This window comes from Desulforhopalus sp. (assembly GCA_030247675.1).
In the GTDB taxonomy this organism is placed as follows: Bacteria; Desulfobacterota; Desulfobulbia; order Desulfobulbales; family Desulfocapsaceae; genus Desulforhopalus_A.
Genome location: JAOTRX010000009.1, coordinates 17,647 through 42,845, shown reverse-complemented (window position 1 = coordinate 42,845; position 25,199 = coordinate 17,647). Strand labels below are relative to the sequence as shown.

At 55.3% G+C, this 25,199-nt stretch carries 15 protein-coding genes, 1 pseudogene and 1 riboswitch; of the genes and pseudogenes, 7 read left to right on the top strand and 9 right to left on the bottom strand.

Features of this window, described 5'->3' with window-relative positions; genetic code table 11:
• The first annotated feature begins 168 nt into the window (after positions 1–168).
• A complete protein-coding gene (locus OEL83_17585) occupies positions 169–1,146 on the top strand; it encodes a quinone oxidoreductase (protein ID MDK9708857.1) in 978 nt (325 codons plus the stop codon).
• 45 nt (positions 1,147–1,191) lie between these two features.
• Here the strand turns inward: OEL83_17585 and OEL83_17580 are convergent, their stop codons facing one another.
• Positions 1,192–2,775: a hypothetical protein gene (locus OEL83_17580; protein MDK9708856.1), complete on the bottom strand. Its 1,584-nt coding sequence runs from the start codon at positions 2,773–2,775 to the stop codon at positions 1,192–1,194.
• Positions 2,776–2,792: 17 nt separating this feature from the next.
• Positions 2,793–4,223 (bottom strand): MBOAT family protein, encoded by a 1,431-nt coding sequence (locus tag OEL83_17575; GenBank protein ID MDK9708855.1) that lies wholly within the window; start codon positions 4,221–4,223, stop codon positions 2,793–2,795.
• A gap of 354 nt (positions 4,224–4,577) precedes the next feature.
• On the opposite strand from OEL83_17575, the gene OEL83_17570 reads away from it, so the two are divergent.
• Positions 4,578–7,043, top strand: coding sequence for a bifunctional aconitate hydratase 2/2-methylisocitrate dehydratase (locus OEL83_17570; protein ID MDK9708854.1), 2,466 nt, complete (start codon positions 4,578–4,580; stop codon positions 7,041–7,043).
• Between the two features lie 44 nt (positions 7,044–7,087).
• Here the strand turns inward: OEL83_17570 and OEL83_17565 are convergent, their stop codons facing one another.
• Positions 7,088–9,013 (bottom strand): potassium transporter Kup, encoded by a 1,926-nt coding sequence (locus tag OEL83_17565; protein MDK9708853.1) that lies wholly within the window; start codon positions 9,011–9,013, stop codon positions 7,088–7,090.
• Positions 9,014–9,068: 55 nt separating this feature from the next.
• A riboswitch (cyclic di-AMP (ydaO/yuaA leader) is annotated at positions 9,069–9,207 on the bottom strand.
• Between the two features lie 267 nt (positions 9,208–9,474).
• Positions 9,475–9,762: pseudogene (locus tag OEL83_17560) on the bottom strand (YajD family HNH nuclease).
• A 214-nt stretch (positions 9,763–9,976) separates the two neighbouring features.
• Between OEL83_17560 and OEL83_17555 the strand changes: the two are divergent.
• From OEL83_17555 to OEL83_17540, 4 genes are all read left to right on the top strand, one after another.
• Positions 9,977–10,204, top strand: a complete 228-nt coding sequence (locus OEL83_17555; protein MDK9708852.1) for a hypothetical protein — start codon at positions 9,977–9,979, stop codon at positions 10,202–10,204.
• A 692-nt stretch (positions 10,205–10,896) separates the two neighbouring features.
• On the top strand, positions 10,897–11,844 hold the full coding sequence (locus OEL83_17550) for a 2-dehydropantoate 2-reductase (GenBank protein ID MDK9708851.1): 948 nt from the start codon (positions 10,897–10,899) through the stop codon (positions 11,842–11,844).
• Positions 11,845–11,986: 142 nt separating this feature from the next.
• Entirely contained in the window at positions 11,987–12,442 is a 456-nt protein-coding gene (locus tag OEL83_17545) for a universal stress protein (GenBank protein MDK9708850.1), read from the top strand.
• 3 nt (positions 12,443–12,445) lie between these two features.
• Positions 12,446–13,432, top strand: a complete 987-nt coding sequence (locus tag OEL83_17540; protein MDK9708849.1) for a hypothetical protein — start codon at positions 12,446–12,448, stop codon at positions 13,430–13,432.
• Between the two features lie 102 nt (positions 13,433–13,534).
• Here the strand turns inward: OEL83_17540 and OEL83_17535 are convergent, their stop codons facing one another.
• Together OEL83_17535 and mraZ are read right to left on the bottom strand one after the other, a co-directional pair.
• Positions 13,535–13,954, bottom strand: coding sequence for a hypothetical protein (locus tag OEL83_17535; GenBank protein ID MDK9708848.1), 420 nt, complete (start codon positions 13,952–13,954; stop codon positions 13,535–13,537).
• A gap of 57 nt (positions 13,955–14,011) precedes the next feature.
• Positions 14,012–14,473, bottom strand: coding sequence for a division/cell wall cluster transcriptional repressor MraZ (mraZ, locus tag OEL83_17530; protein MDK9708847.1), 462 nt, complete (start codon positions 14,471–14,473; stop codon positions 14,012–14,014).
• 791 nt (positions 14,474–15,264) lie between these two features.
• Here mraZ and OEL83_17525 point away from each other — a divergent pair.
• Positions 15,265–16,242, top strand: a complete 978-nt coding sequence (locus OEL83_17525; GenBank protein MDK9708846.1) for a class I SAM-dependent methyltransferase — start codon at positions 15,265–15,267, stop codon at positions 16,240–16,242.
• 42 nt (positions 16,243–16,284) lie between these two features.
• Here OEL83_17525 and OEL83_17520 read toward each other — a convergent pair whose 3' ends face one another.
• From OEL83_17520 to gltB, 3 genes are all read right to left on the bottom strand, one after another.
• Positions 16,285–19,131: a PAS domain S-box protein gene (locus OEL83_17520; protein MDK9708845.1), complete on the bottom strand. Its 2,847-nt coding sequence runs from the start codon at positions 19,129–19,131 to the stop codon at positions 16,285–16,287.
• A gap of 164 nt (positions 19,132–19,295) precedes the next feature.
• Positions 19,296–20,711, bottom strand: coding sequence for an FAD-dependent oxidoreductase (locus tag OEL83_17515; GenBank protein MDK9708844.1), 1,416 nt, complete (start codon positions 20,709–20,711; stop codon positions 19,296–19,298).
• A gap of 11 nt (positions 20,712–20,722) precedes the next feature.
• On the bottom strand, positions 20,723–25,189 hold the full coding sequence (gene gltB, locus OEL83_17510) for a glutamate synthase large subunit (GenBank protein MDK9708843.1): 4,467 nt from the start codon (positions 25,187–25,189) through the stop codon (positions 20,723–20,725).
• Positions 25,190–25,199: the final 10 nt, after the last annotated feature.

The window sequence follows — 25,199 nt, the reverse complement described above, 5'->3', positions numbered from 1 at the left end:
ATAAAATTTCCATGATGACGTAGGGGATTCTTAAATTTTTCGCGACAACCAGAGTGTAGAAAACGGGATTAAAGAAAGGATTGCCGGCTTGACGGGCCGGCAACCCTGTTGCACCATATGGAGACAGGAATATCGCCACCCGCCAAAATTTCACCGAGGAGAAAGTCCATGCCCCATGCAATCAGAATGTATTCGACCGGCGGCCCGGAGGTCCTTCAATGGCAAGCTTATGATCCAGGGCCACCGGGGCCGGGAGAGGTGCGGCTGGTCCATGAGGCCATCGGTCTCAATTTTATCGACGTCTACCACCGCAGCGGCCTGTATCCCCTGCCAGCGCTTCCGGCAACCCCCGGACTTGAAGGGGCCGGCCTGGTTGAGGAGGTCGGTGACGGGGTTAGCGATTTCCAAAAAGGTGATCGGGTCGCCTACGCCGGCGTACCACCGGGGGCCTATGCCGAGGTACGCTGCATCCCCGCCCACCGGCTGGTTAAACTGCCCGAGACCATTACCAGCCGCGATGCGGCAAGTATCATGCTGCAGGGCATGACGGCGCGCTATCTGTTGAAAGGCTGTTATCCGGTTGGTCCTGGAACTACCCTGCTCATCCATGCGGCGGCCGGCGGTGTCGGCTCACTGGTCTGCCAGTGGGCAAGGCACCTCGGCGCCACCACCATCGGCACGGTCGGCAGCCCGGAGAAGGCCCGCCAGGCCGAGGCAAACGGCTGCACCCACACCATCCTCTACGGCCAGGAGGATTTTGCCGCCCGGGTGAAAGAACTCACCAAAGGACAAGGAGTGGATGTGGTCTACGACTCGATCGGCCGATCGACCTTTATGAAGTCCCTTGATTGTCTGCGGCCCATGGGCACCATGGTTTCCTTTGGCCAGTCCTCCGGCCCTCTGGGACCATTTGACATCGGTCTTCTTGCCCAGAAGGGCTCGCTGTTTTTGACCAGGCCCAGCCTGATGCACTACACTGCCAGGCGCGAGGATCTCCTGGCCCACGCCGCCGATCTTTTTGCGGTCGTTAGCGCCGGGGCGGTAAAAAGCCAGATCAGGCAGGAATACCCCCTGCGCGACGCTGCCCGGGCCCACCGCGATCTTGAAGAGCGAAAGACAACGGGGAGCTCGATCCTTATTCCCTAGAGGGATTGTTTTAACGGATTGGGTGAAGCCCCTAAATAGGTATACTTAAGGGGTCTCGACCAGAGTGAACTGACGGAGGACATATTGGCCGACAGCGGAGCCCGGATCGATCCGCAAGGCGTCAAGACGGATGGGGGTATAGATCCGAAAATGGATGGTGTTCTCTCCCCGCTCCAGTTGCGCGGTATAGAGGTTCTTCCCGGAAAAAGCCTTGTCGCCAGGGGTTTTATAGTAGAAGGCAAAAGTCGTTTGCACCGGGCTGTCAATGACGCATTTGATATTGACAACCCGGCTTGACAGGCGGTTGCCCGCAGAGAGGAGCAACTGCGGATCGCCGCCCGTCGCTTCAAGGGCTATACCGTTTTTGTGGGTCTTGTCGATGCGTAAATCTTCGCTGGCAAGCAGATGGGATTGAAGATTTTCGTCAGTAATATCGAGGGTTGGCTTGGTTTCCAAGAGTTGCCTGTCAACCATCGGCCCCAGAAGTTCCTGGCTCACTCCAAGAGCAATATCCATCCGCCGGGCGACATTCAGATCAATAACAACATCCGGTTTTTCCTTGCGAATCAAATCGGTAACATCTTCGAAACGAGCATCGTTGACGCGGATGATCTTCTTAAAGTGCATGGCCAATAGATCCGACAGGGCCGAGCCGAATGAATCGCAGATAAAGATCGCCGTCAGATCCCTGCCTTCCATGCCATTAACAATAAGCTTCCCGGTTCGAAAGCGCTGCTGCCCGATAGCCTTCATGGTCTCGAATTTGACCTTCTGCCAGTGGCCGGGCGTCATCGATTGGGGGGGAACGAGAATCGGGTTCGGCTCGTGGTACAAATCCCGCAGATTGAGAAGAAGAGACATATCCCCCCCCTGTAAAACACCCATCTTTTCCTCAAATTCCTCGCGGGGGAGGGGTTGAAGCCCAGGCAGTTCCTTACCAAGGTGGGTCATGATCGCCGAATAGGCGGCATATCCTCCCACCGCATTCCAGTGGGTGTCGGACTTGTGATAGATTCGCTCCTTTTCTTTTGCAGCAAGAAGCACCGGCCGGAGGTCGATGTTTCCTGGAAACGCCGGGTCAGAGGCCAGTACCTCCTGAAATCTTTCCAGGGTGTTCACCCGCTGTCTGCTGCTGATTCTCTCCGGCAGAAACTCCGGATAGATCATTGATTTGTTTGGTGGGATCAGAAAAAGATAGTGGATGCCCTGGGCAGCAAGCCAGTTCTTCCTGTCTTCAAGGACCTGCTTCCACCGTTGCAGGGTCTCCATTTCCCTGTATTGAAATCCGGTGAAATCGACAAGCTCATTATCGCCGGCAAAAAACAGCCAGCCTTCTTTACCGATAACCACCAGCCATTTGGGCGATGTCCGGAAGACCGTTACCAGTATCTGGCTGTACATCCTGACAAAAGTCGATCGCAGACCAAAATGATCGTTAAAATATGCATCGAACTTTGCAGGAAAGGCCTGTAACGACGCAAGGGTCGGCTTGAGTGCCGGAAGCTCCGCCAATTGCCGCTTTTCTTCGAAAGATACCTTGGCTTTATCGCCAGTTATCATCACCGTAGCGGGGGTGAAGATGAAGAGCACAAAGAGTATGGCCAACGGCGCTGATTTCCAATTTTTCATCGACGCTTGCACGATGCCTAAAACCTGAAATATATAAATGGATTATACGCCCCAGTCGCCAGAGAACTGACACTGAGCATAAGAAGCGCGCCAAGGAGTACGGTCTTGACAATACCTACCACCCCGCTACCGGTGGCGATCGCGGCAGCATCGCCCTGTGAGCCGCGAAAGTAAATGCTGGAAAAAAGCGGTGTGCAGCACACTATCGCTGACAGATAGACGCTGTAAAAATGTGGAGTGAGCTGCGAGAACACCTTGTAATTGAGAATATCGGTCGCCGCAAAACCGAACATCACCGCGATAAACTTTCCGGCATAATCCATCGATTCGGCACGAAAAAACACCCAGCCGACAAGGACAACCAGGAGCGCGTACGATAACCGGACAAATGCCGGTGTGCTTTTCAGGACAGTCCCGAACCGGCCCCGTTCCAGGGCAAGGAAAAAGCCGTGAAACAGGCCCCATACCAGAAAATTCCAGCTCGCCCCATGCCACAGTCCACAAATAGTGAAAACGATGAGAAGATTTACCGCGGTGGCCGTATCCCCCCGGCGATTGCCACCCAGCGGGATATACAGGTAGTCCCTGAACCAGGTCGACAGAGAGATATGCCAGCGCCGCCAGAACTCCTGGATAGATTTGGAAATATAAGGGAAGTTGAAATTTTCGAGAAAGGTAAAGCCGAACATCCTGCCAAGGCCAATAGCCATGTCGGAATACCCGGAAAAGTCAAAATAGATCTGCAGCATATAACTGGTAGCACCAATCCAAACCGCAGCGGTCGACAGCTCCTGCGTCGGCAGGGAAAATACCGCATCGGCCATCTGCCCGAGGGGATTGGCCAAAAGGACCTTCTTACCAAGGCCAAGGATAAATCGTTCAATACCGTGGGAGAAGCCGGCAAGAGTGACCTTACGGACACCAAGCTGGAAGTAAATATCCTTATAACGTACAATCGGCCCGGCTATGAGCAGTGGGAAGAGGGCCTTGAATAGTCCAAGTTTCGGGAGGTTGGTTTGCGGGGCAATCGTACCCCGATACACGTCAACCAGATACGAGATGATCTGAAAGGTAAAAAAAGATATTCCCAGGGGCAGATGCACCGACCACTGGCCGGCGGCGGGAGGCAAAGAGACAAGTGCCCCGAGATTTTTCATGATAAACGGAGAATACTTGAAAAAAAGCAAAGGCAGCAGATTGAGAAAGACACCGAAGGCGAGAAGTCGCTTGCGAGCCCTGCCGGTCTTGTTGGTAAAGGCACGGCCGATAAAATAATTGACAATAATCGAGGTAAGCATGACGGCGGTATAAATCCCCTCGCCCCATGCATAAAAGAACAGGCTAACCAGAAGAAGCTGGAGGTTGCGCCACCGGTGCGGTAACAGGTAGTAGCTGACCAATACCAGCGGCAGGAAGAGAAAAAGGAAAACGATTGAACTGAAAACCATGGCAAATATCTGGAAAAACCGGAGGTAAGTGACCGGGGAAAGGTGGCGAAAAGACAGCCGCCACGAGGAATATAACACATAATGGCTATCCCGATTCAATGCCATTCCCCTTTGTGCGGGCTAAACTACCCGGTCAGGTGTGATTTTGCAATTTTTTTGTGGCAATCGGCACCCCTCAGCGCAGACACCCTTCACCGTGCCTTTCTTTTTCTTGGCTTTTCTATCGCTGGATAGGGTATAGGTAGCCGATTCTCCATTAAACCTGAGCCCGATAAACCGGCCCTCTGGCAAAACCGGAGGCTTGGCGCAAAGGGTCTCACACTACTTTTTACCCATTCAAAAGTGAAAACGCCCATGATCACAGATTATAAAAACACCGCGCTTGCAAGAGATACCATGTCCGTCCCGCCCCTACCGCTTACCGAGAACCAGGTGCACGATGTGACGGCGCTTCTGGAAGATGAACACCCGGAAAGCGATTTTCTCCTCAAGTTGCTGCGGGAACGGATTGAACCCGGAGTAGGCAAGGGCGCCCGGGTGAAGGCCGAATGGCTGGAGGCCGTGGCCCTCGGCAAGACAAAAAGTCCTATACTGGTACCGCAAAAGGCCATCGAACTGCTGGGGACCATGGGCGGCGGCTACAATGTTGCCGCCCTGGTGCGTCTTCTCGAAGTCGAAGCAGCCGCGGCCGACGCCGCCCAGGCGCTTAAAGGACTGATCAAGGTCTATGAGGCCTTCGACCGGGTAGCGGAACTGGCCAAGACCAACAGCCACGCCCTGGCGGTCGTCAAATCCTGGGCAGCCGCCGAATGGTTTACCGCAAGCCCGGCGGTACCGGTGACCATGCATCTCACTGTCTATAAGGTCGACGGCGAGATCAACACCGACGACTTCTCACCCGGCAACCAGGCCCAATCGCGGGCGGATATCCCCCTGCATGCCACCTTCTTCGGCAAGACCCGCTTTCCCGGCGGTATCGAAAAAATCGCCGAACTGCGGAAATCTGGGCACTCGGTTGCCTTCACGGGTGACGTTGTCGGCACCGGGTCGTCACGCAAATCGGCGATCAACTCCCTGGCCTGGCATATCGGCGACGACATCGCCTACACCCCCAACAAGCGCCGTGGCGGAGTCGTCCTCGGCAGCACCATCGCCCCGATTTTCTATGCCACCGCCCGTGACGCCGGAACCCTGGCCCTGGCCGGTGATGTCCGCGAACTGGCAACCGGCGAGGAGATTATCCTTGATCTCACTACCTTTAAGCTGACCACCACGGCCGGCAAAGAGATCACTTTGGACCCGCCGCCACCAAGCCTCCTCGACGAATACCGGGCCGGCGGCAGGCTCAACCTGATCATCGGCAGAAGCCTCACCGCCGCCGCCTGCAAAGTCCTGGGCCTTGCCGAACCGCAGATCTTCGTCACCACCACCAACCCGGCCCCGAAGCCAGGCCAAGGCTACACCCTGGCGCAAAAGATGATCGGCCGCGCCTGCGGCCTGCCGGGGGTTTTGCCGGGAACAGTCTGCCAACCGAGAATCACCACCGTCGGTTCCCAGGACACCACCGGGCCAATGACCATGCAAGAGATTGAGGAACTGGCCTGCCTGCGCTTCAAGGCCCCGCTCTTTATGCAGTCCTTCTGCCATACCGCCGCCTATCCGAAAAAGTCGGACCTCGGCCGCTGGCAAAGCATGGGCGAGACCGCTGTCAGATGCGGCGGAGTGGCGCTGAAGCCGGGTGACGGCGTCATCCACCCCTGGCTGAACCGCATGCTCGTCCCCGATACCGTCGGTACCGGCGGTGACTCCCACACCCGTTTTCCCCTCGGCATCTCCTTTCCGGCGGGATCTGGCCTCGTCGCCTTTGCCGCGGCCCTCGGCTTCATGCCGCTTGAAATGCCGCCCTCGGTGCTGGTGCGCTTTACCGGCAAACGCCTGCCAGGGATCACCGTCCGCGATATGGTCAACGCCATCCCCTATTTCGCTATCGAAAAGGGCCTGCTGACCGTCGCCAAAAAGGGCAAAAAGAACATCTTTGCAGGGACTGTCCTGGAGATTGAGGGCGTCGATGACCTCAGCGTCGAGGAGGTCTTTGAAGTAACCGACGCCTCGGCCGAGCGCAATGCTGCCGCCTGCACCGCTGCCCTGCCGCTTGCCGCGGTGGTGGCCAATGTCACCGCCAATGTCGTGCTGCTTCGCCAACTGCTGGCGGATGGCTATACCGATGCCGACGCCCTGGCGCGGCGGATCGAGGCAATGGAGAACTGGCTGAAAAAACCCGAGCTGTTGCGCCGTGACAACCACGCCGAGTACCTGGCCACCCTGGAAATCGATCTTACCCGCATCACCGAACCGCTCCTCGCCTGCCCGAACGACCCGGACGATATCCGGCCCTTGAGCGCCGTTGCCGGGGCAGCCATCGACGAGTCTTTTATCGGCTCATGCATGACCCATCTTGCCCACATGAAAAATGCCGCCCAGCTATTGAACGGCGCCGGTTACGCCAAGGCCCGGATGTGGCTTGCCCCCTCAACGCGCATGGACCGCGACGCCATAAAAGACGACGGCAGTCTCGCCACCTTCGCCCAGGCGGGTTGCCGGGTGGAGATCCCCGGCTGCAGTCTGTGCATGGGCAATCAGGCGCGGGTCCAACCGGGGTCGACGGTGTTCTCGACATCGACCCGCAACTTTGATAACCGCCTGGGGGACGGGGCGCAGGTCTATCTCGGCTCAACCGAGATGGCGGCCATTGCCGGTCTTCTCGGCCGTCTGCCGAGCACGGAGGAATACTTTCAGCTGGTCAAGAAAGCCTCCTGTTAAAATGCCCTGCAAGGAGGGGGGGGGTGCGCTCTGCCGCGCACCCTTTACAGTTCAACCTGATTGCCCAATTCAACCACCCGATCCGGCGGCAGGTTAAAAAACGAGGTGGCGTTCCACGAGTTTCGTGACATGAAGTTGAACAAATGTTTGCGCCATTGCGCCATGGGGGACGAACCGGAAAGAAGAATGGTTTCCCGGCCAAGGAAGAAAGAGCTTGAATAGATATCCACCGGCACCCCTTTATCATTGAGCAACTCAATGATTTTTTGCATGTTCGGCGTTTCCATAAAACCATAGCTGGCTAAAATCCGGTAAAACCCTTGCCCAAGCTCCTGTACCGCCAATCGGTCTTTGGCGGGCACAGTCGGGGTTTCCGCCAAGACAATCGAAACGAGGAGAATCCTTTTGTGAAGTGATTCCGTATGCTTCAGGTAGTGAACAAGGGTGTGGGGGATGCCTTCCGGCGATATTGACATGAAGACCCCGGTACCCGCAACCCGGGAAGGGCTATGCTCGGCAATATCTTTTAAAAACACATCGGCCGGCAGCTGCATCAGGCTGTAATACTTGGCCAGCAGGGCACGTCCGTCCCGCCAGGTGACCATGCACACCGCTATAAAAGTGGCTATGCAGATGGTGATCCACCCGCCATCGACTATTTTCAGCAGGTTCGCCCCGAGAAAGGCGCTGTCAAAGAACAAGAAAAGGGCCAATAGAAGCGCACTCTGCCATAGCGGCCACTGCCATTTATACCTGGTGATTTGAAAATACAGCAGTGTGGTGATGGTCATGGTACCGGTAACCGCAAAGCCGTATGCGGCGGCAAGCTTGCTGGACTCCTGGAAGATCAGCACCAGCGACAGGGTGGCCAGCATGACCATCCAGTTCACCGTCGGCATATAGATCTGTCCCTTGGCAAATTGCGAGGTATGAAGAATCCGCATGCGGGGAGCAAAACCCAGCTGGATGGCCTGCTGGGTCAGTGAGTACACCCCGGAAATCATCGCCTGGGAAGCAATGATTGTCGATATGGTGGCAAGACCTACCAGGGGATATAACAGCGTTTTCGGCGCCAGAGCGAAAAATGGGTTGACCGTGGCGATGCCCGCATCCTCGAGAAGCAAGGCGCACTGGCCAAGATAATTGAGCAGCAGCCCCGGCAGAACAATGCCGTACCAGGTGAGGCGGATGGGAAAGCGGCCGAAATGGCCCATATCGGCATAGAGTGCCTCGCAGCCGGTGATACATAGCACCACCGAGGCCAAGGATACAATACCATGAATGTGGTTGATGGAGAAAAAATGGAAGGCGTGATACGGGTTGAGGGCAGCGAGGATCTGAGGCTGTTTGAGAATCGCCTTCAACCCCAGAATTCCCAGAGTGCAGAACCAGATCACCATCACCGGTCCGAACAATCGGCCGATCACCGCGGTACCGTACCTCTGGATGGCAAAGAGCGTTACCAGGATCAGCACGGTGATCGGTACCACGTAGTGGGCAGCGGCATCGGTGGCCATATTGATGCCCTCTATCGCCGAGAGAACCGAGATCGCCGGAGTGATCACTCCGTCTCCGTACAACAGGGATGCCCCTGTCGCGGTAAGGATGGTCAGCACCGCCCATTTCCGTTTATTTTGCTTGAGCTTGCCGCGCAGGGTCGCAAGCAGAGAAAAGGTACCACCCTCGCCTTTGTTGTCGGCCTGTAATACGAATATCACATATTTGAGGCTGACGATAATAATCAGCGACCAGAAAACCATCGACATGATGCCGAGAACGTTGGCCTCGGTAACATCCATTCCGTGAGATCCGGAGAAACATTCTTTGATGGTATAGAGGGGGCTGGTGCCAATATCGCCATAAATTATCCCGAGCGCTGCAAGGGAAAGGCTGGCACGGCCAAGACCGGCAGGACCATGACCTGTACTGGGCAAATCAGCCGACCCAGTAGCGGCGGACGTAGCTTGCATATGGCTGAAAATCTCTAGTTTAATGGTGACGGGAAAAGCCTCCACAAACCAGAGAAAGCTCTCCCTTCGATGCCTACGAGGTTAGCTGACGGGCTCGGGCCGAAGAGTTTGCCCTACACCGATAATCCGGTGATACGCCCCAACAACGTGGTTCCCCCGTTCCCATCCTTTACAAATTGAGGCTCGCCTCTTCGAGAAACTCCTTGCACGAGGACGGCAAAGATTTTTCGTTTAGAAAGGCGTACTCCTTAGTGGGATTAGGCTGTTAAACAACAAAGTAAGCACAACAGGAGCAGTGCCAAAGAGAACCTGCCCGTGCTGTGGCCAATGATATAACTATTTTTTAAAAAAACGAGAAAAATAATCTCTATAGGGCAGTCGGCCAGTGGGGGGGTGGCAGCACTGCAAAAGAGTGCAGCACAGCGCCGTAGATACAGTTCATCCTTGATTTCGAATCAGAATTACTTTTTTAAGAGCTTTTCAAGACCGGCAAAGGGTGTGTGGGTCGTGGTTGGACCTTTCTCATGGTCTGGGTTTTCGGTGGGCAGCCATTCTGCATCCAGGGAGCGAGAGTGTTCATTATCATGGCAATAAACGCATAGAAGCTCCCAATTACTGCCGTCGGGCGGGTTATTCCTGTAATTGTGGTCCTTGTGGTGAACCGTCAACTCCCGCAATTTTTTCCCCGTAAAGTCACGGCCACAGCTGGCGCAGACCCACGGCAGGATCTTTAGGGCAAGTTCTCGGTATTCCACTTTTTTCATAGTCTTTTTTCCGGTGTAGGAAATTGCCTATAAAGATAAACACGTACACCGGTAATTATAGATTGAACAGCGTACGTGTCCGTAGGTTTCTGCCAAAAATCAACATAGTCTCATCGCCCCCGAGCTAAACATTCCTTCATTGCAAGAGGGCATTCCGGAAGAGCGTTCTCCTCCCTTCACCGACGGCAGGAAGTGCCGCATGGAAGCGGCACTCCGCGGGGAGCCATCGGCAAAACGCCGTTTACCGGGGTTAAACCTTTTTTACCGGTTGTTTTTCGGCCTTCTTTTTATCGCTTTGTTTATGTTTTTCGTTTACCTGTTTCTGGTGTTTTTCTTTATCCTTTTTTCCACCTTTGTCACCCATGACAAATCCTCCGTTGCTGTTGTTTACCAATGTTTGACAACCGTGCTACGGGCAATAGCTTAGGACATTGCCGCATAGCTCCACCACATGTTTGCCGCCATCAACTCAATCCTCTGAATGGATGCCGGTAGTGTGCACATCAGTGTATTGTAAACTCAGTAATGTTCGTTCCATTTGGCTTATCCGAGGTTTCATAAAACAGAAAAACAGCTTTTGAAACAAGCATGGCCAAGCATTTACCAAGGGCAAAGCCGGCGCTGAAGAGATCGATCACAACCTTATTCGATGCAATAGTCCACATAGGCGGTACGGTGATTGTCAGGCGACGGTAACTGGAAAACGCCTCCTTCAGTGACCAGAAGCGCATCCCTATCTTGGGATGCTGAAATCCCACTATGCAAGGCTACCATTTCACTCTGATTTCTGCAATTTTTTCCTGCACCGCCAGATGAACAGGACTGGCTATCCCCTGGTACCTTTACCCGCCAAAACTCCCGGTGAAGACCAGTATTCCAGACCAACCGGATTCTTCTCCCCACCAGTTGCATTCCTGCAAAACTCCGCATACAATGAAGATTATAAAAACAAATTAACACCCTTGGGGGATGTGTGCATTCATGGAATTCATTACTAAAAATAGCAAATGGATTGCCAAGATATTAGGGTGCCCATGTCCTCTCTATGCCATTTGATCATCTTGGGTGGGGGGCTGCGCCTGCAAGTCTCCACCCTGATACTTTCTTCTGGAGGTCATCATGAGGATTGTCATTGTCGGTAGCGGCGCGATAGGCAGACTTTTCGGCTCCTTCCTTGTGCGGGGGGGAAATGAAATCACCCTGATCGATATTGACAGGAACACCCTCGGCGCCCTCCAGACAAAGGGGATTGGCCTTCTTGACCGGGACAGTGAACATCCTGAGGAGGTGCAACTCTTTCCGGTCAATGCCTTTTCTTCTGCCAAGTCACTTACCGGGGCGGATCTTGTTCTTCTTCTTGTCAAATCCCAAGCAACCCAAACCGCTGTACAGGACGTGGCGCACCTTATCTCCGACACCTGCCCGCTTCTGTGCATCCAGACCGGCCTTGGTAATTTTGAGACCGCCGGCAAGATTGTTCCGGAAAAGAATATCCTCCTTGGCATTACCTTCATGTCCGGAACCGCCCTCAGTGATGGCCGGGTAAAAAAAGGCGGCTTTGCCAAAACCTATATCGGTGAGAAGAACGGCGCCATCACCCCCCGGCTTGAGGCAATCGACAAGGTCTTTAACCAGTGCGGCATCGATACCCAGATGGTTAAAAGGATCTTCGGCAGACTGTGGTGCAAGGTCATCATCTATGCGGCCATCAATCCGGTGTCGGCAATTCTCCAGGTACCCAATGGCTCGCTGACCTCGAAGGCAGAATCGGTATCCCTCATGAAACGCCTTGTCGATGAAGGCCGGGCGGTCGCCCTGGCCAAGGGCATCGACCTTGTCTCTGATAATTTATACGAACTGCTTGAGGAAGTCTGCTCCACCAGTTCCAACAACCTCTCCTCCATGCTGCAGGATATGCTCAACGAGGTTGCCACCGAGATCGACGCCCAGAATGGCGAAATCTGCCGCTATGCCGAAGAGGTCGGGATCAAGGTGCCAACCCACCAGACGATTCTGGAGCTGATCAAACTCCTCGAATGCTGGAAACCCGGCGGCAGCCAGGCATAACTCGCGAGGAGCAGTGGGCATTTTTCGGGTACGCACATTTCTTGTTGCCGGACGACATGAACGAGGTTGAGCTGGGTACCCCAAATTCATGTCCAATGGAGCTTTTACACAACCACCATCTAACCTATAAGGAGAACGGACAATGGGGAAATGGTACAACATACTGGTTGCGGTGGACGCCATGGAATCTTCCCTGACCGCGGTCCACTACGTCGGAAAAGTTGCCGGGGGTATCCATGGCGTCTCCATCTGTCTCCTGCATGTGTACCCGGAACCTCCCCCGGATTTTTACGTGAAAGGTGGTATACTTGAGCACTACCAGGACAAACGGACGAGCAGGGCCGAACGGGTCTTCCACCATTGTACGGAAATTCTCATCGCCGCAGGAATCGACAAAAAGGCCATCTGCAGCACGACGCAAATGGCGGAAGGTAAAACCATCAGCGAAACGCTGCTCGAGGTTCGCCGCGAGGGCGATTTTGGCACCGTCGTTACCGGCAAGCGTGGCGTTTCCAAGGCTGAGGAATTCCTTTTTGGCTCAATTTCCAACGCCCTAGCCAGACATTGCCAGGATTTTACGGCTTGGATCGTGGGGTAGCGCATGATCGATTGGAGCCAGATACCCGGCCATATCCTGCAGCAATTGCAGGACCACCCTGCCTTGAAAAACTCGCACAGGCAGCCGATAGTCTATACGAACACCAGTGATTTCACGAGAATAGACTATGGAGATATCATACATGTCGACAATCGCTATTTTCTCGTCGTTGGCTATACCAAAGAGGGACGATTCGGCATTGATGATCAGCCGAAACAGTGGGTCCCCAAAGTAGTCGACCTGGAATCGGGGCAACGGTATATCCTAAAACTGGTCTTTCACGAGAATTTCACCATAAAATTCGGAGAATTACAGGTAACCTGCTATCGCAACCCGGAGAAGGAATCGCAGGTTTTAGATCTGGTGCGCGGCAACCGGCTGTTTATGCAGGGATACACGGCCCAGGATGAAGTTGGCAACCTCGTGAGGATCCTCGATGTCATCCAGGGTACACGCCTTGACACCACTATCAGCCGCATTCACTGTGACTATACAACCTACTGGGAAACCCATATTGAAGGAATTCTCCGCCACTTCTTGCGCTCGGTCGAGGCAATTATTCTCCTCCATAACCATGGCTTCAAACACGGTGACATCCGTCGCGACCACATCATCGTCGATGGGCAAGACGGCACCCTTCGCTGGATTGACTTCGATTACGATTTCTACCTCCCGGAAAGACCGTTCGCCCTCGACCTGATCGGGCTCGGCAACGTCCTGTTGTTCATCCTCGGCAGACGCAATTACCGTCCGATCGATGTCCTTGAGGATCCTGATATGGGTGAGGCTGTTCTAGAAACCCTGCATGTCAACGACCTTGCCCTGCTATCCCGCGATCGCATTTACAACCTTGGCAAACTCTTCCCAATTCTGCCAAAATGCTTCAATGACGTCCTGCTCCATTTCAGCGTCGGCACCCCGGTCATGTACGATTCGGTTACGGAATTCTATGATGATCTGAGTGAATGTGTCGAGCGGATCTTCGGTTAACACCTCTTTAAAGGGGCCCCCGGTGGTTCTTTACAACGTATAGCAAAAGGGCATGGCTTGGTTTGACAGGCAAGCAGCTCACCCCATCTTGACGGCCAACATTCAGAAAACCTGAACCTGTTCTTTGCCGGGGACATACAGAGATAGTTTCTCCGCGGCCATTATTCGCACGCGTTCTACCGAGGATAATTGCGTTTTCTTTGCCACGAGGTCGATCTGGGTGTCGATGCATTGATGACGGACATTTTCTGCACCACGAACTCTTCTTTCAAGATTTTGATTGGCATGGGCAAGCCACAAATGCCCTGCCAGGACCACCGGCAAAAGAACAAGCAACAGCTTCCCCACTGAAAGCCACAATCTTTTTTCGCCTGCCAGAGAGTACGCCCTTTGATTGAACAGCTCCTGATGAAAAGACGACCGCGGTGTCGGCCGGAAATACGTTTGAGCCGGATTATGAAAGTTCAATTGCACCTCCTCGATGGCCGTCTCGCTCCCTTCCCGAAATAGTCGCCGAGCCACAAATGGTTTTCTTCCCGACCAAAGCAGCAAGACTTGACTTTTCTTTGTCGACCGCCATCAGATAATTCCCTTGTTTTTGATTCGTGCCTTGTGTGATCCAAAATGTTCGCGACCAGCCTCGCGCTCTACTTCCCAGACTTCCTTGCTCCACACCTCAATCCGGTCAATCATCCCTATCAGGACGACATCTCTTTTCAGGCCAAGATCTGCCCTCAAGACCGGTGGAAAGAGGATTCTTCCCTGTTTGTCAACGACGCATTCATGACTTTCGGACTCGAAGTACCGTATGATTCTCTCCAGATCCTCGAACTGTTCGCCTCCATCCTCTGCCCGCAACTTATTTTCGAGAATCTCCCATTCCGGCAAAGGATAGGCACGCAAATGGCTGTCCCAGGGGATGGCAATAAGGACCTCTGAGGAATACTGGCGAAGCACGTCTCTAAACCGGCTGGGTAAAATCAACCGCCCCTTCTCGTCGAGCGTATGATCGTATTTCCCCCGAAACCTGCCACCAGCCATACCCCTCCTATTCAATCCATTTTTTTCCATTATCGACCATAATAATCCATTTATATCACTAACACAACTTTTTTTAACAGTATAATAATGTAAGATCAATGATATAAACAGATTTGCCTACAAAGCACACTAATCTTCCACAAAATATCGGCACCCCAAAATCATTATTATGATAAATATAGATATCATACTGTTATATATATTTTATTTACATCATCACTCTCGGCCAGGAAAACCATTGTCCCTGGTAGTGGAACGATATGGATTATAATGGAGGTTATATTGCAGTGAGTTGGGCAATGGGGCTAACGCCTGGAATCTCAGTTCCTAAACGTTATCTTTGATGGGTGAATGAAAGATCTTTAACTCTTCCAACAACCGCAGATGTATCAATTTGTATTTTAAGACAAAGGCTTGCTCAACAGTTGATCAGTGTTTTTTGTATATACTGTCCCCCAATTTTTTAGTTAAATTTCTACAGCGAAATGAAACTGATTGGAATAGACTACCAAGGCTATAAAATAGAACACGATTTCAGCTCCTTCCCGGTTTATCATAATTTCAAAGATTCACGTTCCCAGAAAAAACGGGCACTAAGCAAAGATGAGTACACAATAGGCCGGTAATACTATCGGGCAGCACTGTGTCCCTGGAAGAAGCATTGAAAACAGGATATCTGCAATTCAACAGAAAAAATTATCTCGGGTTGGCGTAGATCTAAGGACGCCACAGATCATAACCCAAATCGCCCCGAGTCATATTCCCGTTGCAACCGCAAGGAGACCGACACATTGAAACAGGAAATACGTACCGTCGACATCCTGGAAATTCCCACGAAAGACACCTTCAATGAAGAAGGGTACCTGAATAATAATCTTGATATAAAGGAGGCTGTGGCCGCAGGCACAATACGGTCCGGCCGCCACCATTTTCTACGACATGGCCTTAAGGAAAAACGGGCGCAGATACGAATTGTTGCCGATTACGAGCCGGAGATCCGGGCGATCCGGAAAGAAAAGACCGAGAGAATACAAAAAATCCTGAAAAAAGATATCAACATTGAGCTAAACGATAATCTCGTCTTCGATTACACGGGAATAACTCGAAAAGAAAAATTCGGCTTCTCGGAAACTGAAAATGTTTCGGCCTTTTTTTATGACCAAACCCCTCTTGATATCATTAATTCCCTCCCGGATGGCCTCATCCTGGACTGCGGGGCCGGGTTCAGGCCGGTGTATTACGAGAATGTTGTAAACTATGAGATTGTTCCGTATTCAACCACCGATGTCGTCGGTTTTGCTGAAGATTTACCGTTTGCCGATAACTCGTTCGATGCGGTCTTTTCCTTCGCCGTACTTGAGCATGTAAAGTTGCCCTTCGTTGCCGCGGCAGAAATGACCAGGGTACTCAAGCCCGGCGGAACCCTTGCGGTCTGCGCGGCTTTTTTACAGCCGGTGCATGGCTACCCTCATCATTACTTCAATATGACCAGCATGGGACTCAAGGTTCTTTTTGAAGAACAGATCGATATAGAAAAGCAATTCGTCAACAGTGGCACCGGCCCGATCTGGACCATCGCCTGGATGCTCCGTAACTGGTCAAAAAACCTTGGTAAAAAAGAGAAGCGGCAATTTCTCGGAATGAAGGTTGCCGACCTCATAAAGCACCCTTTTGAACATCTCGACAAACCCTTTGTATCGTCTCTTCCGCAGGAAATTAACTTTGAACTGGCGAATGCCACCCTGCTCGTCGGCAAAAAGAAGTCGTGAGCGGCCTACCCTGCGCGGATAATCCTCCCTTCACCCGGCATCTCAGTCCAGTGCCTCCCTGATCTTTGCCGCCAGATCCTGCAGATTGAATGGTTTTTGCAGAAAGTGCACGCCTTCGTCGAGAACTCCATGATGGGCGATGACGTTGGCGGTGTACCCGGACATAAACAGCCGCTTGATGTCCGGATGGAGACGCAGGACATTTCGTGCCAGGTCGCGGCCATTCATCTCCGGCATGACCACATCGGTCATCAGCAGATGGATCCCCCCGGAATAATCCCGCGCCAATCGCATGGCCTCACCCGGGGTGGCTGCCGCAAGAACGGTGTAACCGAGGGTGTCAAGCATGGCTTGGGTGAGTTCGAGGATCATCGGTTCGTCCTCCACCAGCAGGATGGTTTCGTGGCCTCTCTCAGTCCCTTCCATCTCTTCAATCCTTACCGGCCTTTCTCGTTCCTTTTGGTATGGCGGCAGGTAGATTCTGATCGACGTCCCCAGCCCAGGTTCGCTGTACACCGTGATAAATCCTTTATTTTGTTTAACTATTCCATAGACAGTGGCCAAACCCAAACCGGTCCCCTTACCGACTTCCTTGGTTGTAAAAAAGGGCTCAAACAGATGGGAAAGGATCTCCTTATCCATGCCACAACCATTGTCGCTGACCGCCAGGAGGACATACTCGCCCGGCAAAAAGCCGGCGTGCTTGCTACAGTAAGCCGGATCAAAAGAAGCCACTCCCGTTTCGATGGTGACCATACCGGTGTCGCCGATTGCATCCCGGGCATTGACACAAAGATTGACGAGGATCTGATCAATCTGCGACGGATCCATCTTCACCGCGTCCAGGTCCTTGCCCGGCACCCAAACCAGTTCGATATCCTCGCCGATAAGACGCACTACCATGCTCAGCATGCTCTCAATGGTCTCGTTCAAATCAAGAATCTTCGGAACCACCGTCTGTTTCCGGGCAAAGGCCAGAAGTTGCCGGGTAAGATTGGCCGACCGCTCGGCGGCCTTGCGAATGCTCGCCAGATTCTCATGAATCGGATTGCTGCTATCGAGCTTCTTCATGGCCAGTTCGGTGTGACCAAGGATAACCCCGAGCATATTGTTAAAATCGTGGGCGACACCACCGGCCAGGCGGCCGACCGACTCCATCTTCTGGGCCTGGATAAGCTGGGCCTGTAGTTTCTCCTTTTCCTCCTCGGCACGCTTGCGGTCGCTGATTTCATGAAACATTACGGCAATCCTACCCGGCGCCATCTGAAATACATAGACCTCAAAGGCGCCGCTGACGTTGCCATCGGCATAGTCAATATGCTCGGCCTGCCAGCTTTCGCCGTACCGTGCCGCCCGTAGATAGCGATACGGCACTTCCAGATGTTGCGAAAGCGGGAAGGCTTCCTCCAGCGTCTTGCCAATGAACTGGCTGTTGTCGACCCCTAGCAGCCTGTCCGCCGCCTGGTTGGCACCGACAAAAAGCATCGTATCGTCATCCTGCAGTTGATACAAATGGATACCCATGGGCGAGGCCTGAACGATGTTGCGAAAGGTTTCTTCGCTTTCGCGCAATGCCTCTTCGGCAAGCTTATGCTCTGTGAGGTCAATGGTATAACCAGCAAGGAATTTCTTGTTGTCCCGGAGGATGGGGAATTTGATGGTCGTGTAGTAGCGGCCGTTCAATTCCTCATCAAGGCGTAGGATCTCGCCCCCGGATACGACCTGCCAGTCATCCTGAGAAATCTTGGCGGCAAATTCAGCTGGAAACAACTCATCCATGGTCTTGCCGGCCATCTGCGAGCCGGGAATACCGATCATCTCCCGATAGTTTTCGCTCGCCCTGAGAACGCGGCTCTCGGTGGGGGTAACCGCCTTAATAAAGGCATATATGGGAGAATTGCTGATGAATGCCCCCAGCAGCTCGTTGATTGTCAGCAGTTCTTCTTCCGCCCCTTTCTGCTCGGTGATATCGATATTGATCCCCAAGATGCCGAGAGTTCCGGCCTCGTCACGAATCGGCGCAACTATCTGATGGTATTGCCGTCTTTCCCCATCTTTCAGGGTATAGACACAATCCTCCTCGACACTTCCCCCGTCCATCACCAGCTTGTTGTTGGCGGTCCACCGGGCAACGGTTTGTTCATCAAAATGCCAATCGAGCCCGGATTCTCGCGACAGATCTCCCCAGAGCCGAATGGATTCATCGCTTTGCATGATAATCCGTTGCTGGGTGTCACGGGCCCAGAAATCGAAGGGCAGGTTGCGGAGCATCGCACGTAATAGAGCGTCTTTTGCGGCCAATTCCTCCTCGGCCCGTTTCCGGCCGGTGATATCTCTCGCCGCGGCATAGATCAGCTTACCATGGGGCCGGGAACGCCATTCTATCCATCGATAGCTGCCATCAATGCCCCGGTAGCGGTTTTGAAAATTCAACACCTCTTGATTATTATCCAGCTGGAGGATCGCCTGAATGGTTGCCTCGACATCGTCCGGATGAACAAACTCTAAAAACTTGCGGCCCTCCAGTTCAGTCTCGGAATACCCGAGAACCTTTTGCCACTCCGGGTTAAGGCGAATAAAATCGCCGCTGGTATTGGCAACGCAGAGAAGGTCGAGGCTGAGGGAAAAAAATCCTTCCAGAGAATGGAATCTTTCCAGCAGGTCCTCTTCACCGGTCGCGGAAGCGCCGGTATAAGAACGATCTCCCGCGCCTTCAGGCCGCACGGCGCTTTCGCCGGAAGAGCCTCCCCCCGGTACCGCCTCCTCGCCGAGTTTTCGCCTCAGTGCCGCATTTTCAGCGATGAGCCGGAAATTTTCACTCTCTGCCGCTGCCAGCCGCTCTTCCAGGGCAATAATGTTTTCAACAAGGGACCGGTTGTGTTCACCCATTGCCCTCAGACCTCCTTGAAACGCGTCTAGTCGACAAACGATTAACGGTAATAGCCGCCAAACACCCCTGAAGAGAAATGGGGCGACCCAATATAAATCCCTTTCCTGTCTGCATTATCTTGAAACTGCACAGCTAAAGTCAAGACACCGAATACTCTTTTCCCCTACACCCTAAGCCAATCCAGGATCCCCTGCGCCGCCATTCGCCCCTCGGCGATGGCGGTGACCACGAGGTCGGAGCCGCGGACGGCATCGCCACCGGCAAAGACCTTGGGATTGGTTGTTTGATAGGGATAGCTGCCCGAGGCCTGTGCCTGGATAAGGCCACGACCGTTCAGGATAACACCGTTGTCAACGAGCCAGGGCGGCGGACTGGGCCGGAAACCAAAGGCGATGATAATACTGTCGGCCGCAAGCACCGTCTCCGTCCCGGGGACAGGCTCCGGCTGCCTGCGGCCACGGGCATCGGGTTCCCCCAATTGGGTGGAAACCACCCAGACGCCGCTCGCCCTGCCGGCTGCGTCGACGACGATACTGAGCGGCTGGAGATTCCACAGAAACTGCACGCCTTCATCCTCGGCATTTCTTACCTCGCGCGCCGAACCGGGCATATTGGCCCGGTCGCGGCGATAGGCGCAGGTGACCTCGGCGGCGCCCTGGCGAATGGCGGTGCGCAGGCAGTCCATGGCGGTATCGCCGCCGCCGAGCACCACAACCCGCTGGCCTGCCAGATTAATGTAAGGATAGCGGTCGCGTTTCACCCCCATGCGCTGATCGGTGTTGCCGATCAGGTAATCAAGAGCCTTATAAACGCCCGGCGCCTCTTCATTATCTAGCCCCGCGCGCATAGGAGTATAGGTCCCTGTGCCGACAAAGACTGCGTCATAATCGCCGAGCAGCTCGGCAAAGGTCAGGTCGCGGCCGATCTCTATCCCAAGACGGAACTCGATGCCCATCTCGACAAATACCCTGCGCCTGAGCTCCATGACCTTCTTTTCCAGCTTGAAGGACGGGATGCCGAAGGTCAACAGGCCACCGATCTCCGGATGGCGGTCAAAGACCGTCGGTACGACGCCGTTGCGGATCAGCACATCAGCGCAGCCAAGACCGGCCGGCCCGGCTCCGATCACCGCCACCTTTTTGCCCGTCGCTTTCACCCGGCTAAGATCGGGCCGCCAGCCCATCTGCAGGGCGGTATCGACGATGTACTTCTCGATATTGCCGATGGTCACCGCCCCGTAGTCGTTATGGAGGGTGCAGGCCCCTTCGCACAGCCGGTCTTGGGGGCAGACCCGGCCGCAGACCTCGGGCAGACTGTTGGTCTGGTGGCAAAGCTCAGCGGCCTCGATGATCCGCCCCTCGTTTGCCAGACGCAGCCAGTCGGGGATATAGTTGTGCACCGGACACTTCCACTCACAGTACGGATTGCCGCAGTCGAGGCAGCGGTCGGCCTGCATCTGTACCTGCCGCTTCTCAAAGGGCTGGTAGATCTCGACGAACTCGCGGCGCCGCCGCTCGATGGCCTTTTTATGGGGATCGACTCGTTTGACTTCGATAAACTGATAGAGATTCTGGCTCATTGCGTCTTCCTTTATTGCACGACTGCGAGGGTTTCGCGCGGCGAATTGCCGCGATGGCCGAGTAGGGTCGCGACATCGGCACTTCTTGGCTTAACGAGTTTAAAGAGCGCCGCATAGTGTTCGTCAAAACCGCTGAGAATCCGCTCGGCCCGGGCACTGCCGGTTTCCAGGAGGTGGTTGTTGATAATTCCCCGCAGATGCTCCTGCAGCACTGCCCTGCCTTCCAAGGAAAGCACCTCGACCAGCTCCGGATTGACCCGGGCGGCAAAGGCCCCCTTCTCGTCCAGGACGTAGGCAAAGCCGCCGGTCATCCCCGCCCCGAAGTTGACGCCGGTCTCGCCGAGAATCGTGACAACACCGCCGGTCATATATTCGCAGCCGTTATCGCCGATGCCCTCGACCACCGCCTTCGCCCCGGAATTGCGGACGGCAAAGCGTTCCCCGGCCTTGCCCGCCGCATACAGCTTGCCGCCAGTCGCCCCGTACAGGCAGGTGTTACCGATAATGGTTGCCTCATGACTCTTGTAGGCAACGCCCAGCGGCGGACGCACCACCAGTTTGCCGCCGGCCATGCCCTTGCCGACATAATCGTTGGCGTCGCCGGTGAGCACCAGGTTCAGGCCACCGGCGTTCCAGGCGCCAAAACTCTGGCCGGCGGTGCCGGTGAAGTGCAGGGTGATCGGCATATCCTCCATGCCTCTATTGCCGTACCGGTCGGCAATTAGCCCGGACAGCCGCGCCCCCACCGTCCGGTCGGTATTGCGGATGACATAACTGCCGCCGCCCCCGACACCGGTCTGCACCGCCTCCTCGAAACGCTGCACCAGCTCTAGGTTCAAGGTCCCCGGATCATCCGGCACATTATTCTCCCGGTGGCAGAGACTGCTACCCTCGGGCGGCTGGGTGGTTGCCAGGATCGGCAGCAACACCAGTTTTTTCTGCCGTGGGGTCATACCTTCCACCTCTTCGAGGAGATCGGTTCGGCCAATCAGGTCGGTGAGCCTGGCCACGCCCAGTTCAGCCATAAGCTGCCGCGTTTCCTCCACCATAAAACGAAAATAATTCATGACCATGGCCGGCACCCCCGCGAAATATTCCTTTCTAAGCGTCTCGTCCTGGGTGGCGACGCCGGTGGCGCAGTTGTTGAGATGGCAGATACGCAGGAACTTGCAGCCAAGGGAGATCAGCGGCCCGGTGCCGAAGCCGAAGCTCTCGGCACCAAGGATCGCCGCCTTGACGATATCCCGGCCGGTCTTCAGACCGCCGTCCACCTGCAGGCGCACCTTATGCCGCAGGCCGTTGGCAACCAGGGCCTGCTGGGTTTCGGCAAGGCCCAGTTCCCACGGACAGCCGGCGTACTTCACCGAGGTGAGTGGGCTGGCGCCGGTGCCGCCGTCATAGCCGGAGATGGTAATGAGGTCGGCATAGGCCTTGACGACGCCGGTGGCAATGGTGCCGACACCCGGCTCAGAGACCAGCTTGACGCTCACCAGGGCCTGCGGGTTTACCTGTTTCAGGTCAAAAATCAGCTGGGCCAGGTCCTCAATCGAATAGATATCGTGGTGCGGCGGCGGCGAGATCAGGGTCACCCCCGGCACCGAATAGCGGAGGGCGGCGATCTGCGCCGTCACCTTATGGCCGGGCAGCTGGCCGCCCTCGCCGGGTTTCGCGCCCTGGGCCATCTTGATCTGCAGGACCTCGGCGTTGACCAGGTAGTGCGGCGTCACGCCAAAACGGCCGGAGGCGACCTGTTTGATCTTCGATACCCGTTCGGTGCCGAAGCGGGCCGGGTCCTCGCCGCCCTCACCGCTGTTGGAGTAGCCGCCGAGGCGATTCATGCCGATCGCCAGGGCCTCGTGCGCCTCCTGACCGAGGGCGCCTATGGACATGGCGGCCGAGTCGAAGCGGCGATAAAAGTTCTCCGCCGCTTCGACCTCCGTCATGGCAATCGGCGTTGTCCCCGTTTTCAGGTGCAGCAGGTCGCGCAGGCAGGCTACCGGCCGGTTATCGACCAGTGAGGAATACACCTGATAATCGGCAAAATTGCCGGTGCGCACCGCCTTTTGCAGGGCCTGAACGATATCCGGGTTGTAGGCATGATACTCGCCGCCGTGGATATACTTAAACAGGCCACCGCGGCCAAGGGGCTTGTGAACACGCTGCCAGGCCTCTTTCGCCAGCCGCTCCTGGTCCTCCTGGAAGTCGGCAAAGCCCGCTCCCTCGATGCGGCTGACGACGCCGGGAAAGCACAGCTCGACCACCTCGCGGCCAAGCCCCACCGCCTCAAAGAGCTGCGAGCAGCGGTAGGAGGCGATGGTGGCGATACCCATCTTCGAAAGGATCTTCAACAGACCCTTGTCGATCCCCTTGCGGTAGTTGCTTATCGCCTGGCGCAATTCGCCCCCCATGGTCCCGTCGCTTATCATCCGCGCCAGCGATTCGTACACCAAGTAGGGGTAAACGGCGGTCGCCCCCATACCCAGGAGAACGGCAAAATGATGGGGATCGCGGACCGAGGCGGTCTCGACGATAATATTGGTGTCACAGCGGCGGTTGTGGTCGACAAGGATTTTTTGTACTGCCCCCACCGCCATGGCCGCCGGCATAGGCAGGGTTTCCTGATCGATGGCGCGGTCGGAGAGGATCAGCAGTACGGCGCCATCTTCAGCTGCCGCCAGGGCCTGCCGGGCGAGCTCCGCCACCGCTGCGGCAAGTCCCGTCGCCCTCCGGTAATTGAGGTCGAGCACCACGTGTTTATAGTGGGTCTGATTGAGGTCTTTCAGTTGCTGGAGGTCACTGTAGACCAAGACCGGCGACTGAAACATGACCCGCCAGGCATGGCCCTCCGCTTCGTCAAAGACGTTTTGTTCGCGGCCGACACAGGTGGCAAGCGACATGACATGACGCTCGCGCAGCGGGTCGATGGGCGGGTTGGTGACCTGCGCGAACATCTGCCGGAAATAGTCGTAGAGACTGCGCTCCCGCCCGGACAACACCGCCATCGGCGCGTCGTCACCCATGGAACCCACCGGCTCCTGGCCGGTTGCGCCAAGGACTGCCACCATCTGCTCCAATTCCTCATTGCTCCAGCCAAAGAGCTTTTGGTAGAGCAACAGCCTGTCGTCGTCCAGCTCTCGTTCTCCGGTCGGCAGCCCCTCTTCGTAGTCAAAGGAGCGGAGATGCCGACAGCATTTATCCATCCATTTTTTGTAGGGGTGGCGACTCTTCAGCTCCCGGTCGATATCCCAGGAGGTCCAGCGGCGGCCGGTGAGGGTATCGATGACCAGCAGCTCGCCGGGGCCGACCCGGCCCTTTTCGATCACCTCGTCCGGTTCATAGTCCCAGATGCCGACCTCGGAGGCCAGGGTAATGAGGTTGTCCTTGGTCACCACATAACGGGCCGGGCGCAGGCCGTTGCGGTCCAGACCGCAGGCGGCAAAACGGCCGTCGCTCATGACGATACCCGCCGGGCCGTCCCAGGGCTCCATGTGCATCGAGTTGAAGTCGTAGAAGGCGCGCAGGTCCTCATCCATATCCGGATGCTGCTGCCAGGCGGGCGGGACGAGGAGGCGGAAGGCGCGAAACAGATCCATGCCGCCGGCAAGAAACAGCTCAAGCATATTATCAAGGGCCGACGAGTCGGAGCCGGTGCTGTTGACAAAGGGCGCCGCCTCGGCCATGTCCGGCAGGAGCGGCGAACGGAACTTGTAGGACCGCGACCGCGACCACTGGCGGTTGCCGGTGATGGTATTGATCTCGCCGTTATGGGCGAGATAGCGGAAGGGATGGGCGAGCGGCCACTTGGGCAGGGTGTTGGTGGAGAAGCGCTGATGAAAGAGACAGATTGCCGACTGCATGCGAAAGTCGGCAAGATCCGGAAAAAATTTCGGGAGATCGACCGGGCGGCATAGCCCTTTATAAACGATAACCAGACCGGAGAGGCTGGCGATATAGAAATCCGGGTCGCCCACCACTCGCTTTTCCACCCGCCGTTTCACCATATACAACCGGCGCTCCAGATCCTTTGAGCCCCAGCCGAAGGGACCGTTAAAGACCACCTGGGCAATGGTCGGCATGGTGCTGCGGGCAAATCGGCCAAGCACCTCCGGATCGACCGGCACCTCTCGCCAACCCACAACCGACAGGGTCTCCCGCGCCAATTCCTCGTTTATGACCGCCCTGGCGACACCCGCCTTTGCCCCTTCCCGACTGAAAAAGACCATGCCCACCCCATACCGGCCGCCAAGGGTCCAGCCCTGTTCCTGGGCGATGGACTGGAAAAAGGTGTCGGGTTTTTGCAGCAGAAGGCCACAGCCGTCGCCGGTGCGGCCATCGGCGGCAATACCGCCACGGTGGGCCATGCGGGCCAGCGACGAGATGGCGGTGCGCACCAGCTTATGGCTCGGTTCGCCGGTGAGATGGGCCATCAGGCCAAAGCCGCAGTTGTCTTTAACCACATCGGGATTATACAGGCTCATTGTCTTCTCT